At 59.7% G+C, this 15,844-nt stretch carries 8 protein-coding genes; 3 read left to right on the top strand and 5 right to left on the bottom strand.

What is annotated here, in order from left to right; genetic code table 11:
* Positions 1-47: 47 nt before the first annotated feature.
* Both NCT03_RS16875 and NCT03_RS16870 read right to left on the bottom strand, forming a co-directional pair.
* On the bottom strand, positions 48-545 hold the full coding sequence (locus NCT03_RS16875; RefSeq protein WP_250493211.1) for an LEA/WHy family protein: 498 nt from the start codon (positions 543-545) through the stop codon (positions 48-50).
* Positions 546-602: 57 nt separating this feature from the next.
* Positions 603-1,163, bottom strand: a complete 561-nt coding sequence (locus tag NCT03_RS16870; RefSeq protein WP_250493210.1) for a metal-dependent hydrolase — start codon at positions 1,161-1,163, stop codon at positions 603-605.
* Positions 1,164-1,376: 213 nt separating this feature from the next.
* Between NCT03_RS16870 and NCT03_RS16865 the strand changes: the two genes are divergently transcribed.
* Complete coding sequence (locus NCT03_RS16865) at positions 1,377-1,877, top strand: M48 metallopeptidase family protein (RefSeq protein ID WP_244829716.1); 501 nt, start codon at positions 1,377-1,379, stop codon at positions 1,875-1,877.
* 86 nt (positions 1,878-1,963) lie between these two features.
* Here NCT03_RS16865 and NCT03_RS16860 read toward each other — a convergent pair whose 3' ends face one another.
* Complete coding sequence (locus tag NCT03_RS16860) at positions 1,964-3,760, bottom strand: ShlB/FhaC/HecB family hemolysin secretion/activation protein (RefSeq protein ID WP_250493209.1); 1,797 nt, start codon at positions 3,758-3,760, stop codon at positions 1,964-1,966.
* Between the two features lie 213 nt (positions 3,761-3,973).
* Between NCT03_RS16860 and NCT03_RS34125 the strand changes: the two genes are divergently transcribed.
* The gene (locus NCT03_RS34125; RefSeq protein ID WP_350030153.1) at positions 3,974-4,168 is read left to right on the top strand and encodes a DUF4291 family protein; all 195 of its coding nucleotides are present in this window, start codon (positions 3,974-3,976) and stop codon (positions 4,166-4,168) included.
* Between the two features lie 798 nt (positions 4,169-4,966).
* On the opposite strand, the gene NCT03_RS16855 is transcribed toward NCT03_RS34125, so the two are convergent.
* On the bottom strand, positions 4,967-5,773 hold the full coding sequence (locus NCT03_RS16855; protein WP_250493349.1) for a polymorphic toxin type 22 domain-containing protein: 807 nt from the start codon (positions 5,771-5,773) through the stop codon (positions 4,967-4,969).
* A 249-nt stretch (positions 5,774-6,022) separates the two neighbouring features.
* On the opposite strand from NCT03_RS16855, the gene NCT03_RS16850 reads away from it, so the two are divergent.
* Entirely contained in the window at positions 6,023-6,325 is a 303-nt protein-coding gene (locus tag NCT03_RS16850; protein WP_250493208.1) for a hypothetical protein, read from the top strand.
* 207 nt (positions 6,326-6,532) lie between these two features.
* On the opposite strand, the gene NCT03_RS16845 is transcribed toward NCT03_RS16850, so the two are convergent.
* Positions 6,533-15,463: a two-partner secretion domain-containing protein gene (locus tag NCT03_RS16845; protein WP_284503313.1), complete on the bottom strand. Its 8,931-nt coding sequence runs from the start codon at positions 15,461-15,463 to the stop codon at positions 6,533-6,535.
* Between the last annotated feature and the right edge of the window lie 381 nt (positions 15,464-15,844).

The raw sequence follows: 15,844 nt of genomic DNA, 5'->3' as shown, positions 1-15,844 counted from the left end.
TTATTCCGTCACGATGACGAACGCGCGACAGCCCGAAGACGGGCTGCTCAGTAACCCAACGCGCCGTTGCCGCCGGGAAAGTCGATGGTGCCGGAGTCGGAGAAACGCGTGCCGCCGAATGGGCCGCCCGCGAGCTTGCCGCGCGCGACGTACGACACCTTGCTGACCGAGTCGCCGGATGCGTAGCCGAGCGCCTGACGCGCCACCGATACCGCCGACACCGTCACCGGCACCGACACCACGACTTCGCCGAAGCGCGGCACCGTGCCGCTTTGCGGACTGACGCCGCTTGCGAAGGAACGGCCGTTGACGTCGAGATCGAGCGCGACGCCGTCGAAGTTCACGGCGGTATCGTTCGGATTCTGCACGCGCAGCTTCACGGCGAAGCGCATTTCGAGCCCCTGCCCTTCGAGCGGTTCGATGCCCGCGACGCTCACGCGCAGGCTGTCGCGGTTGAGCAGACTCGCGCACCCGGAGAAGGCGAACAGCATCACGAGAGCGGTGATCAGGAAAAGGAAACGGCTTCGCGCGTGATTCGGTTGCATCGGCAAGGGCTCCTGTTGCGAGAGATTAGGCAACGACATTCTAACGGGGTGATGCCTTCATGCCGGACCGGTCAGCACATGCACCGCGTTCAGCAGCATGCGAACATGCGCGTGATGGAACCAGAGATCGTCCACGACATAGAACGCGGCAACCCATGACAAGCCGACCACGATCAGGTCGCAGGTTCCGCTCGTCCAGAGATTGAGCGAATGACGCGGACCGATCCAGGGCACGCCGAGCGGGTTGGGCCAGTCCGCGAGCAGATGCATGATGCCGCCGCACGCGAACCCGAAGCCGACCGCCGCGGCGGGATGCTGTCTCAGCAAATGCCACGAAAGCGCGAGCAAGGCGACCCAGCCAATGCCCCAATGCGTCAGCGTGCGATGCGTGATCCAGAGCTTGCGCCTCTTGCTCCACCAGGCGACTTCGAGCCAGTCCGGCGCGGTTGCACCGGCTACCCCAGCAAGTAACGCCAGCGCAAGGTAAAGGTAATACATGCCGCCGCTGGTCTTGTCGATGCCTTGCGCGCTGCCGATGTTGCCCATGTGGCCAACGATTGCCGCCGCGATGATTCCCGCAGCCCACCCGGTCGCGTGATGGGCCTTGCTCGATGCCATGACTGCCTTGTCCTGCTTGCAATGAAAAGCGCAGATGTTCGCATGGCGCGCGTCTGCCGGAGCGGGCGGATACAGAAACTTACGTAAATGCGGGACCTGCAACACCGCTCATGGTTCTTTCGGCGGCGAGATGGCCCAGCGTTGACTAGAATGAATAAAACAACGCTGCGCGTGCGCGCCTTCGTGCATCTTTATCTATCGACTTTTATCGTCATGCAACAGCTGAAATACCTGAGCGCTTATCCGAATACGCTACAGGACAAAGTGCGCCGATTGATTGCCCAGCAACAGCTCGGCAGCTATCTCGAAGCGCGTTATCCGCAAAAGCACGCGGTGCAGTCCGACCGCGCGCTATATCAATACTGTGCGGAACTCAAGAGCGAGTTTCTGCGCGTGGCACCTTCCATCGACAAGGTTATCTACGACAGCAAGCTCGATGTGCTGCGTCATGCGCTCGGACTTCATACGGCGATTTCACGTGTGCAGGGCGGCAAGCTCAAGGCGAAGAAAGAGATACGGATCGCATCGCTCTTCAAGGATACGGCTCCCGAGTTTCTTCGGATGATTGTCGTGCATGAACTCGCGCATCTGAAAGAGAACGATCACAACAAGGCGTTTTACCGGCTCTGCGAATTGATGCAGCCGGGGTATCACCAAATCGAGTTCGATCTACGGCTTTATTTGACGCATCGGGATTTGGTGCGGGGAGGATGATCAGGAAGAAGGCTAAGGGTGCGACGCCTGCTCGCTCAGTGCCCGAGCGAGGGGTCGTACTTTCAAGTACGCCCCTTCGCGATGACTTAGAGTTGGGCCGTCATTTGGAATCCAACCGTAACGCGTGAGGTTGGAAACCCTGACGGCTTGTAGATTGGCGTGCCGGCAAAAAGGTCGTAACTCAAGCCCGCATATTTCGTTGGGACGCCGCCGCGAATGCCGATTACTGCGCCCACGAGCTGCGTACCCGCGAGAAACGCCGTGTTCGGGCCAAACACGCGTCCATAGTCGATGCCGGCATAGAGCGCTTGCCCTGTCTTTCCGATCGGCGCTTGCAACTCGTTGCGCCAGTAGAAACCGCGCTCGGCCGCGAGCATCTGTTCACCGTCGAAGCCACGCACCGTATAGCGGCTGCCGATGGTCAGATCGTCGATGTAGTTGAGCGTGTCGTTCGTGTACTGGCCGTGGATCGTCGTCACGTAGCGAAGCGCTTGATTTGCGATGGCGAACGGCACCGAGAGGTTCGCATCGAGCACGGCCATGTGGAAGCGGTAAGTCGGGCCGCTCGGCTTGGTCGCCGGCGTCGGTGCGATATTCGGGTCGGGCGGCAAGGATGGATCGGGCGTCGCGCCAAATGCGCCGATGCCCTGGCGAACTGCGAGCGTGCCGTCGAACTGCGCGCCACCCAGGTAATGCCGATCCGTCAGACCGAGTTCCAGGAACGTGTTGTTGCGGTGCTGGAGTTCGATTTCGGTGTCGTCGATGAAGCTCGCGCCGAAGCGCTTCGACAGTTGCACGTAGGTGCCGAACACGTCGCTTTGTCCGCGATGTAAGACGCGCGCGAGTTTGACGCCGGCGGTCTGTGAGTTGCCACTCGACACGAAGGTCTGGTTGGCGCCCGCGATCTGTTGATAGTACGTGTTGGTGTTGCCGAAGACGGTCGCGGTCCAATAGCCCCATGGCATCGAATACGATCCGTTGAAGCCATGCGAGCCCAAGCCCTTGTCGCCGAATTCGAGGTCCTGATTTGCGCCGACAGTGAGGATGTCATTCAGGCCAAGGAGGTTGTCGATGCCGAGACTGAGGTTGCCTTGGAGCTTGCCCGTCGCGCGGCTGCCCGAGTTATCGACCGATGCGACGAACGAATAAGGCTTGCCGCGCTTGACCGTGAGCACGACATCGCTCTCGCCGGGGATGTCGGTCGGCTCGATCTTCATGTCCGCATCTTGACTGGCGACGCGCTTCATCTGTTCGATGCCTTGTTCAAGATCGCGCAAGTCGAGGACGTCGCCGGGTCTTGTGGGGAAAGCGGTTTTCCACGAGCCCCGTGACATGGGTTCGGCGAACCGTATGTCACGAATGACGCCCGGGACCAGCGCGAACTTGAGCGTGCCGTGCGACAGGTCTTGCTCGGGTAACAACACGCGCGTGGTGATGTAGCCGCGACTCAGGATCGCTTGCTGCAGGCCTTTGGTCAGCACGTTCACGCCTTCTTTTCCGATGCATTGATCGGTGTAGTGGCCGAGCCATTCACGCGCGAACGCGAACGGATCGAGCGGTAAGGCCGATGCGCCTTTGGCACGTATCGCGTCGGGCAGGCTTGGTGGAACGTCGAGCGTGAACGTGTTGATGCGAAAGCACGGCGATTCGGTGGGTAACGTCGTGAAGACCTGATCGCTAGGAACGGTTGAGCGCACGGACGGCGTTTGTATCGCGGCGTCACGTTGTTGTGCTTCGCGTTGTCGTTGGACTTGCTGCTCTTGCAGGGCGTTGGCGCGTGTCGCTGCCGCTTCGTCTGCCATGCTCGGCGCTTGCTGCGCGTGAACTGCGAGTGGTATTAAGGCTATAAGCGGCAAAACCGCCAGCCTTCTAAAAATTTTCATGCTTAGTATGAATCCGTTTCTATGACTTCTGTGCGTTTCAGACTCACTGGAGCAAGTAGTCTCGCCGTCCAGTTAAACCCGAATCGAACTAAGTTTTTTCAATGAGTATGCTGGAACATTAAGTGAGCTTAGGAATCTTCTAAGCCGCGTCGGCTTTCAGAAAAGGTACATTCATCTCAAAGCCAACCACGTCAGAACAACGCAAGACTTCTCATTTCTGCCTCACGCACACATGCCAAATTCAAGGCTCTAGCTATTGCACCATCGATCGCCAAAATCCGCGCCGTCCGCGACTACAGAATCATCCGCGTCTATCAAGCATATTCGGATGCTATCGCCGATACCGCGTTGGCTGAAGGAACATTCGTTTCACCGCCATTAATCAATGACTCACAGCGATCAAAATGAGCGTTTAAACCGTGTCTTTTAGCACCTCTCAGTCCCGATCCCTATCTTTCAAGGGGTTCCGCGGGGGACGCTCGAAAATCGGGCAAAAGATGTGTATAAGACGGGTATATCTTGCGCCATCACCCATTGCCCTTTGTCAGAAAAAACAATAAATCCAAATGGATTTCCAGCATTGACAAGCTCGTCATCCTATATTTTTAGTTTATCTGCCCAATCTTCCGCTCGCGAAATTTTCATTAGCGGTTTCAAGGAATTTGCGCAATAAACATCTATTCCTTGCCGATGTAAAACAGCGTTTTGCAACTCTATAAAAAGGCGGGCTCCGCCCTCAAAAAAAGTCGAAAAATAAAATCTATCATAGTTTTCTGATAGAAATTTATTCGGCAACGTTGGCTTGCCGATAATAATTTTCGATATCGAATTCAGATGCTTCATTTCTAGTTAAATCTCAATCTGGCTGCTTGCCCCATTACGGTGACGCCTGCCGCGCCTTGCGCCGCGCTACCAATGCCGCCGCCTCCAAGACCACCAATTAGCGCGCCACCCGCAATGTGAAGAGCGATGCGATTCGCCCCACTTTCATCCCAAATGGATTTAGTCATATCACAACATCATCCAAACTGGGTCATTCAAATTGGTCAGCTGTTTATGAGTTTCACAATCCATAGCGTGGCAATGATGAAAAACACTACTGCAACGGTACACCAATAAAATACCTTTCCTTTTTGGGTCAGTTTTTTGTACCGCTCCTCTGTGGGACCAGGTAATCCAACCATAGGCAGCCTCATTTTCTATTATTCAACAATGGACCGGAATGACTCCAGGCGTTATGCCCGCTGCGATTCTACTAGGTGAACCAAGGCTTATTTCCACAGCTGTTGCCCCTCCAAATGCGCGTGTGATAGCTCCTACTATATTCAGCGGTAAAGGCGTCGGTATTGACACTGCGAATTGATTCCCATCGCCGTTCATAAACTCGTTCGTTGCGTTCGCGCTGTGAGCACCAAAAATCCCACCGATCGTTGCTGCAAAGCTTGGATTCCAAGCCGGAGCGGGAAAGGACTGCGAAACGCCAGCGGACGCATAAGCGGTCCCATCAGCCAATTTGACTGCACCGCCAACAGTACCGGAAAGAATAGAACCGCTCACGTTTGCATAATTCGGGGAGATCGAATCTAAGGCTGCTTGTGAATTAGCTGCATCTGCATTGACCGCAGTTACCACCAGCGAGGCATTGCATACCGACAGACCACTGCACACCTTTGAGAGGCCAGTTTTTTCGGATCGAGCATTTGGGTTGTACAACTCTACCGCCGAACCCGTCGCCGCACCCGCTGTACCACCAATAAGCGCGCCGCCCGTACTCGCCGCCACGTTTGCGGCAAGAGTGCCGAGCAAGTCCGATCCCGTTTCCGATGCCACGTTCCTCGAAAGGTTATCCAGTTGGTTTGCCAATTTTGAGACAAGTCCTGCGCCCGCGACAGCGCCCACCGCTGTGACGACACTGCCTCCGCCTAATCCGCCAATCAGCGCACCACCCGCCACGTGCAAAGCAATCCGGTTCGCGCCTCCCTCATCCCAATCACCAGCACCCGACACGCCCACCGTTGCCAAACTCCGTCTTTCCTCGACGCGCCAAGCACTTACAACCCGGTTTTCTCCGACGCACCTGACACCCAGCAATTTCTTTCCCCGACGCGGTTTTGAGCTTAGAAAGGCGAGTTTGCCAGATGACGCGCCGCGCTCATCCTAATAACATCGCATGACGAACCATTTATCCCGCCGGGGCTGACGGCTGCCGCAGGCAACACTCACGGCCCGCTGACTACAACCAGTTCACATGGAGAACTGACCATGGCTGACGCCAATCTTAAACCACGTCGCACACACGACGAACACGTCACGCGCACTTGCGTCGCCCTTGAAGCTGACCCCACGCACGAACACGACAGGCGTACGACCTTTCCGTGGATGCAGATCACCGATGCCATGCTCGAACACGCGGGCTTCCTGCCGGGCAACCAGGTCCTGTTCAGTATCGACTACCGGCATGGACACATCACCGTCACCCCGGACTATGACTACAGGATCGCCAGCAGGTACATGACCGAACCTGAAGCTGAGGCCATGCTGCAACGACGCAACAGACGCAACTGAACAACACCCATAAACGATAAACCCGGCACCCGCCGGGTTCATCGTTTGAACTGCGAGACTCAGCGGACCAGCAGAGCATACGCAACTGCCGTTGATCCCAAGGTTACAAGCACGCCCATAAATATCCAGTACCTGAGTCGCTCCTTCTTGCTCATTTGCTTCCATTGATCGAGTGAAGGGCCGCCACCTGCTGCCATATCTAGCTCCTCAATTACTTTTTCCGCCTATTTTATTGGCATGACTCCACGGTACAACACCGAATGTTTTACTACCGGGAGGACTAACGCCAAGCTCAATTGCTGTCGATCCACCGTATGCATGCGTAATGGCTGCATAAACGTTGGCGCCAAATGGGGTTGGCAAAGAAACGAAGAATTGATTTGCATCGCCATTTAAGAATTCATTCGTCAATTGTGCATTGGATGAACCGAGGATCCAACCAAGGGTTGCGCTGCCGCCCGGTATCCAAGACGTTGCTGATGGGTTCGCCTGAGCTATTCCACCAGACGCATATACAGTCCCATCATAAAGGTTTGCGGCAATACTGCCCGTGGCGGACAGCACTCCACCGCCGACAGTTGCGTAATTAGGCTGGAGAGTACCAGCGGCCGCATCTGCATTTGCCCCCTGAGCCTGAATCGCCGCATTCAACGTTGCATCACTGCACTGCGCCCCCGCTGGACACACCTGTGATATGAGGTCTTTCGGTTTCCGGTGTGCCGACTGGTTATACAACTCAACATTCGATGCTGTGCTCGCCCCAACGCTGCCACCGAGCAGCGCACCGCCGACACCGGCGACCACATTGGCTGCTATGTTGCCCAGCAGTTCCGAACCGGTGGCTGATCCCACACCCTTGTAGATATCTTCCAACTGCTTCGCCATCGCTGCCGATAGCCCCGCGCCCGTTGCACCCTGGAGCGCTGTTCCGAAACCACCGCCACCGAGCCCACCGATCAGCGCCCCGCCCGCGATGTGCAGCACTGTTCTATTCGCGCCTCCCTCATCCCAGTTGTCGAAGTCACCAAGATATCCCGCCGCCGCCTGCATATCCGCTTGTGTGGCATCAGGATTGTTGAGGATCGCTTGAGCATTCTTCAACGCCTCATCCCGCTTGCTATCCGCATACGCCCCGATCCCCTGCGCCACCACCTGACCCGCTGCCTGCGCGGCCTGCATCGTATCGGCTTGCTGGCTGAGAATCTTGTTCACGTCCGGCGTCTTTGAAACGGTGCCATTCGTGTTCGTCGTGTCGCGAGAAAGACCCGCCACATCCTGCGTCTGCCCGCTCGGGTTCATGATGCTGATCGTCCCCGCGCTGATCGCGCTGCGCGTCGTCGCACTCGAATCTCCGCTCTCGTTCTGCGACATCATCGGCGTGACGCCGCCCGAGCCACTCACCGAACCGGGGCCCGTCGCTTTGCCCGTTACCCCAACACCTACACCCGCGCTGATACCGTTGCTGTTGGCGTCGTAGTGCGACTGGTTCTGAATGTCGCTATACGTGAGCGTGCCAGTCGTGAGGCTATTCTTCGAGGCGCCCGCCGTGCTCGATATCACCGCGCCAGTGAGACCGGTGTTGCCCTTGACGTTGACGTTGAAACCGGCATCGCCCGCATTGATCCCGGCCTGCTCATTGACGCCTTGGTAGTTCGAATCGGCATGACCGTTTTGTGCGCTGAAGCTCGCGCTACCGCCACCCTGGCTGATCGTAACCCCGCCGCCCGCGCTGCTCTGGTGCGCGGCGCTGTTCGTCACGTCCTGCACGCTCGTGATGTTGAGGTTCCCGCCCACATCGGCCGCAATCTGCTTGCCGTTCAGCTGCGAGCCGATGATGTTGGTGTCGCCGCCCGAAATAACCGTGACGCTGTTCGCCCCCGTGACATGCGAGGCGTTCTGGATCGATGCGTCACTGTTCGCATCGCCATGCGCGTTTGCCATCGCCGCCGAGACGCCATAGCCGCTGCCCAACGTGTACTGGACGCCGATGCTGGCGCTGCTCGAACTATTCGAGCTACGCGTCGAGTCGGTGTCCGTCGTGTTGACGATATTCACTTGGTTCTTGGCCGCGAGCGATACGTCGTTCGCGCCCACATTCGAACCGGCGATGGTCACGTTACCGCTGCCCGGCGTGCCATCCCCGGTCGCGACGAACGCCACGGTGCCGCCTGCCTGCACACTGGAGCCGCGCTGCGTGGTCTGATCTTCCGACGACTGGCTCTGGCTCTTGCTCGAACCGATACTCACCTTGACACCGATGTCGGGCTTGCCGCCACCGGCGAGGGCTTTTGCACCGTTCGCGACCATCGCGGCGTCGCCCACCGCCGCGATGCCGTGGAGCGCTGCCGCTCGGTCATTGCCACTGCTGGCCGAATGGCCGATGGCCTGAGATTCCGAATACGCGTTGTTGATCGCGTCGCCCACCGAACCCGCGAGTCCGAGCGTGACGCCGCTGCTGCTGGTCTTCTGCGTCTGCGCCTGATGCGAGGTATCGGTTGCAGCGTCGATGATGACGTTCGCCGCCGTGCCCGCGAGGTTTCCGCCCGCAACAAGATCGCTACCCGTCACGTGTAACGTGTTGCCGGCCTGGATCGACAGGTCGCCGTTGATCGAGCCGACCGTACTCGCGTTGTTCGTCACGCTCGATGCCTGATCGGTCGTGGCGAGCTTGTTGGTGCCGACCGTGACAGTCAACCCGCTCGTGCCCAACCCCGTGCGTGTCTCCTGATGGCTGCCCGACGACTGCATGGTGTCTTGCGTCGTGGTGATATTCACGTCGTGCGTGGCATTGAGCGACACATCGTTCGTGCCGACAATCGTGCTGCCTTGCACGTTGATATCCTTGCCGCTGGTGATCGTCACCGCATCGGCGGAAATCATGCTGCCTTGCGAAAGGATCGCCGTCGAATTAGACGAACTCGCCACCTCCTTGCCGCTCACCACATTGCTGTGGCTATGCGTTTCCTGCGAGTTGTCGACATGCGTTTCGGTGGCCGCGCCGACATTGACATTGCCCACCGCGGCAAGCGTCGCCGTCCCTTTGTCGAGGCTGATTGCGCTGCCGGTGAGGCTGATGTCCTTGCCCGCCACCACGCTCAGCGAATTGCCCGCGTTGAGTGTGGTGGCCGTGAGCGTATCGTCGGCGGTGTGCATCGACTCCGCGTAGCTGCCGTGGTGGTCGCTGCCCGCGCTGCTGGCGTCGATCGTCGAGGTCGCCTTGGCTGCCTGCAACGTTACGTTGCCATTGGCCGCAAGCGAGCCGCCACCGCCGAGATTCAGGTTCGCGCCGGTCGCCGTCAGATCGCCACCCACGCCAATCAGCGATACACCCCCGACGTTCACGTTGCTGCCCGTCGTCCGATTGATATCGGTGTTCGACACACCGTTCGCGCGCTCGACCACCTTGTGCTCACCGGTCTGCACCGAGCCGAGATCCCAGTCGCCACCGACGATCATGCCGAGGTTGCCACCCACGTTCAGGTTGCCCGCGTTCTGCTCGACGTTACCGCCCGTCACGATGACCGCGTTGCCCGCGACGTTCAGGCTCGCGATGGGTCCGAGCGTTGCGGTGGTGCGCGTGGCGCCCGTCGGGCTGATCTGATCGACGGTCTTCACCGCCGTGTTGAGGATCAAATCGCCACCGGCATTCAGCGCGAGACTGCCGGCGTTCACGCTCGCCGACGTTAGATCGACATTACCCTTCGTCGTGAGCGACATGAGGCCGCCGCTTTGCAGCGTGCCGAAGGCGTTGTTGATCTGATTGCCCTGAATCGACAAGGTATTGCCCGCCTGCACCGTGCCGCTGTTGGTGAAGGTCTGCGCGTTCTTCAGATCGATGTCGGTCGCCGCGATCAGCGGTCCGTTCATGTTCTGCTGACTCGACTTTGCCAGATACACCACCGGCACCAGCACCGACTGCCCGTCGACCACCTCGGTCTGCATGATGATGACGTTGGACGTCAACGACGCCACCTGTTCCGGCGACAGACTCATGCCCAGCGGCAGATTCAACGATTGCGCGAGCGATGCACCCGCGCCGAGCATGGCCTCGTACATCGACTGGAGATCGGTGTACGGTCCCAGCACCGCCTTGCCGGTCAGCGACGTGATCTGATTGCGTACGAGCTGCTGCTCGTAGAAGCCATCGCCCAGACGCTTCTCGACCTTCTGCGGGTCGATGTCGAGCTGCTGCAGGTAGTAATCGCTGGAGATGAAACTCTTCTGGTTCGTGAAGGCCGGGTTCGTCGCGATCAGATACGTGACGCCCGGCGCGGTGGTCCGACTGAACAATCCGCCTGCGGGAATCGAAAGATTCTCCAGGACATTGAGCGCCGTCGCGCTGGCGATGACGGGATTCACGAGGCCCGAGCCGCCATTGACGCTCGCCGTGCCAGCCTTGGCGCCGCCCGCACTACCGTTCACTCCGCCGATATTCACGCCTGACATTGCCTGGCCGGGCGCGAGTCCCATCGACGGAATGCCCGCGTTGCCTGCCGTGTTGTCGATGCTGATGCCCGTGCCCGAAAGCGTGCCGCCCGCGACGAAGCTCGATTCGTCGCTTGGCAGCGCGTACAAGCGGACATCGGCAGGCGCGGCCTGACTGTAGCCACCGGGCCGGCCGCCCACGAAAGGCGCGTCACCAAACGGCAGGGTCCAGTTGTGTTCCGAGTTGTCGTAGTTGTTGTAGTGGTAGTAGCCCGAATAGGTGATCTGCACCTGAGGCGTGGATTGCCCCTGCCAGCTGTTCTGGTCGAGCGAAACGGGCGCGGCGATGTTGCTCACCGCCGTCACCGCGCTCCAGTAGTTCTGGAACAGCCCCACCTTCGACGCGTCCAGATTGCCGCCCGCCACGATCTGCGCTTGCGGGCTGATGGAGGCGATCAGGTTCGCCACCGCCACGCCCGTATAGGTCGTGTACTGGTAGCCGCTGTTCCACTGGCCACCGTGCGGCGGCTCGATATCGACGCCGCCAATCATGTCCGGGGTCGAGGTGGTCCAGCCCACATCCTGACCCGCGCACGCGGCGGCAACCACCGCTGTGCATCCAGACAGACTGATGCCGAGTTGCGTCAGCAGATTCGGATCGACCGGCTGATTCAGCCCGGTGGTGGTCATCGTCGTACGGGTGTTCGTGACCTGATCGGCGTGCAGCGCCATATCGCCCGCCGATTCGATCAGCGCAGACTGGTTGCGGATCAAGTTTGCGTTCGTATAGTTGCCGTTCGCATCCTTGGCGCCTGCCAGCACGACGTTGCCGAGACCGAAGATCGCAGTGGTGGCCTGCGTATCGGTCATCGTCGTGTCGTCGCGGTTCTCGATGTCGGATGCGAGCAGCTCCAGCAAACCATTGCTGTCGGTGGCGCCGATCAGTGCGGTCGGTCCGACGTTGGAGAGCGTGCTGTTCGCATTCAGCGAGACGCTGCCACCGATGATCGCGCCGGTGTTCGTCAGCGTATTCGAGTACGTGGTGAGCGTGCCGCCGGCCATCATGACGCCGCTGTTTGCGATGTCGCCTGCGTTGACGTTCAGGTTGTTGACCGACTCCAGCGCGGCGCCGTTGTTGAACGTGCCAGGCAGGGTGAAGGTCAGGTCGTGACCGGCTTTGAGTTGCAGATCTGAAGCGAGCGTGAAGTTGCCCTGAACGTTCACTGCAACGTCGTCGGCCGCGCTGTATGCACCGCCGCCCGCGAGGGTGGCCGCGGTCACCAGGAGATCGTGACTCGCGCCAATTTGTCCGTTCGTGTTCGTGATCGCGCCGGTGGTCGTGATGGCGACATCGCCCATCGTGTCCGCAAGGCTGCCAATCTGGCCAGCGCTGTTGTCCACGGTGTCCGCCTGCACGGCGACGTTCGCGCCACTGAGTTGCGCGCCGTTCGTATTTACGAGCGTTGATGTGTCGACGGCGACATTACCGTTGCCCGTGATCACGCCACCGCTGTTGACGATCCGGCTGCCGCCTTGCACGTGCATGTCGCCTGTACCGAGATCGCCGATAAGCCCGCTCGTGTTATCGATGGACGCCGCCTGAACGTCGAGCGTGCTTGCATCGCGGGTGTCCGTGCCAGACTGAATCTGGCCATTCGTGTTGCTCAGCGCACCGCCGCTCGCAAGCGACAGCGATCCAAGCGAACGCATCGCGCCCTGCGCGTTGTTCACATCGCCCGCAATGTTGGCCGCGAGATTGCCCTGCGCGGCTAGCACCCCGTTCGCGTTGTTCAGGCTGGCCGCTTGCGCCGCAATCTGGCCAGCCGCGATGATCTTGCCACCCGCGTTCGAGAAGGCGCCCGCGCCGTTGCCGGGCGCAATCGTCAATGTGCCGCTGCCGGCCGCGAGGATGGCGCCGCCGTCATTGATCAGCGTGGCGGGCGTGAGCGTCAGGTCGGTGCTGTTGCTCTGAAGCGTGCCGCCGTTCGAATTATCGAACGTGCCGACAACGTTGAACCCCATCGTCGCCGTGCCGTACTGCGTGATCGTGCCGCTGTGGTTCAGCAAGTCGGTCGCGGTCAAGGCGAGTTGGTTCGCTTCGATGTCGCCGGCGCTGTTATCGAGCGTGCCGCTGGTCGCAAGCGTAAGGTTCGGGGCGACAATGGAGCCGCCGTTGTTCGTCAGCGATCCGGTACGAATCGTTTCGTTCGCGCCCGCGCCGATCTGCCCGCCGTCATTGGTCAGCGTGCCGCTCGTCACAGTCAGATCGGCATTGGACAGCAGCTTGCCGTTGGCGTTGTTGAGCGTGCCGCCGACTGTGGCCGCAAGGCCTTTCTGGCCGATCAGCGTGCCTGCCGCGTTGTTGAAACTTCCAGCCTGCGCGGTGACCTGCCCGTTGCTCTGGATGGTCCCGCCCGAGTTCGACAGTGCGCCCGCGCCGTTGGCAGCATTGATCGACAACATGCCGTTCCCGGCATGCGTAATCGTGCCGCCGTCATTATCGAGCGTGGCGGGTGTCAACGTCAGATCCGTGCTATTGGTCTGCAGCGTGCCGCCGTTCGAATTGTCCAGCGCGCCCGATACGGCGACAGTCATCGGCCCGGAGCCCGTCTGCGTAACGATGCCCGCGTGATTGACGAGGTTCGTCGCGTTCAGCGACAACTGCGCCGCCTGCATGGCCCCCGCGCTGTTGTCGAGCGTGGTCGCGCTGAGTGTGGCGCGCTGGCCTGCCGTGATCGACCCGCCGTTGTTGGCTAGATGCGTGCCGGCGTTCACCGTCGCATTGCCGGCCGCCGCAAGCGTGCCGTTGCTGTTATCGAGCGAGGCGCTCGTGAGCTGCAAATCCGTCTGCGCGCTCACCGCGCCGTGGTTCGCGATGCTCCCGCCTTGGAGCGTAACCGCGCCATTACCACCGATCACGCCACCCTGTGCGCCCGTCGCGGTCGCGCCAGCCACGTTTGTGAGCTGGCCGGTGGTCGACAGCGTCAGGCCATCGCCGTTGAGTGACGTGGTGCGCCCAGCGGTATTGTCAAGCGATGTCCCCGAAACCGACAGCGCCGCCGCGCTTTGCATCGTCCCCTGATTGTTCGCGATGATGCCGCCGCGCACCTGCATTGCGCCTTGCGATACGAGCGAGCCGCTCTGGTTGGCAATCTGACTCGCGCTCTGCACGATGAGCGGTCCTTGCGCCGAGACCTGGCCCCCTTGATTCGAGAGTCTGCCCGCGTCGAGCGTCACACTGCCGCCAGCCGTCAAGGCCCCGTGATCATTTACAAGCGCGCCTGCTGCACGGGCCACCACCGATGAACCCGCGCTCGTCGTCGCGCCCGACAGGTTTAGATCCCCTGCGGTCGCGGACAATGAAACGTCGCCGTTTGCCGCGGTCTGGCTGCCCGCAAGATTGATGCTGCTGCCGGAGAGCGTCGCACTTGCGCCCGCCACGTTCTGACCGGTCGCGCTTACCGCACCCGAGGCCATGACGGTCAGATCGCCGCTCTGAGCGACCGCGCCATTGGTACTCACGCCCGCGCCGAGCGTCCCCGTCGATGCGACGCTGCCTGCGCTGACTGACGTGTTCTGCTGCGCAGCCAGTGTGCCGCTATTGTTCAGCGCACCACTCGTCGTGGCGATGACATTGCCTTGCGCGTATGTCGTGCCACTGTTCGAAATGCCATCGCGCGCCGATGCGTTGATCGAGCCGCTGGCATTCGTCGTTCCGGCAAGCACGAGTTGACCATTCGACTGCAGCGTCAGATCGCCGGCTTGCGCGGCCAGCACACCCTTGGTCGATACACCGACGCCATATTCGTTGCTCGTGAGAAAGATCCGGTTGGCGTACATACCACCCAGGGCGCTCACGTCGATCGCAACTGCCGGTGCTGTACCATTGCCAGCAATGGGCGTCACGGCAAGCGTGTCATGATCAACCCGATTCGAACCTGCGATGGCGTTCAAATTGTTGGCGTACACCGCCGCATTGATTTGAATCGCGCGAGCCAGAAGATCAACTTGATCGACGTTGGTGGCGTTCAGCCCCGCGCCTTGCACGGTGATATTGCCGCCCGTGACATCGAAGCCCGCGAGACTGCCGTTCGGGCCATAATTCGGCGTGCCGGTGGTGAGAATGACGCGCGAAGTGTTGATGAAGCCCGCGCCGTCGACTACCAAGCCATTCGGATTGGCGACGACCACCTCTGCTTTAGGCCCCGCAACTTCCAAATACCCGTGCAGCTGCGAAGGCGCATTGTTCATCACCTGATTGACGATGATCTTCGCTGAATTGCCGGGTGTCAGATTCCCATTACCCGAGATATATCCCGCTAGCTGGCTTTGGATATTGACCGGCGAATTATTGAGAATCGCGCCCTTCGCAGGTACGTCGAATTGTGAAAAATTATTGACGGAAACACCGCTGCCGGACGGTCGCGCGATGTTGACCTGATTCAAACCATTCTGAGTTTGAATGACCTGCGCGCCGGAACCGGGTGCGGCGACGATCTGTGCAAACGTCAGCCCGGAAGCCGAACCGAGCAGCAGCATGGCCGCCCAGGCCATTGCGCTAAAAGCTGATTGAAACATCGAGGCGACGGGCGCGCGCCGTGCAAGACCTTCTCCCCGTGCAGCACCATTACCGTGGGCCGATGCAAACTCAGCCACTACCACCAACATACGTCGCACGCGACTGAAAACCAGCCGGTAGGAATGCTTATTCATTTCTTATAGTTTTATAAAGATTTCAAAACGCAGGTCACGCCCGAAGCGGAAGGCCGCTATTTACTCGCGGATTAACCGTTCGTAACAATCAGAATGTTCCTACTTTGATGGGACGCCGGACATTCGACAGAAGGACTTGTCGCTAACGAAAAGCAGAACAAAGTCACACGCTTGCAAGACGCGGACTGAAAACGCGGTATCGGGTCCGAAGCGTTCGGTAGTGTTGGCAAATCGATCGGGCAGAAGGCATGCAGACATCGTCGACGAAGGTGTCGAAAACTGTCTACGTTTGTCGCGCGTGCCACGCATTACTTGCAATGGCGTTGCGTGGCTTATGGACGATCACGTTAGCAACTGGCGCGTGCACATAGCACCACCTGT

The organism is Caballeronia sp. GAWG1-1 (genome assembly GCF_023631465.1).
Taxonomy (GTDB): Bacteria; Pseudomonadota; Gammaproteobacteria; order Burkholderiales; family Burkholderiaceae; genus Caballeronia.
The sequence above is the reverse complement of the archived record's forward strand: the minus strand, read 5'-3'. Positions and strand labels throughout refer to the sequence as shown.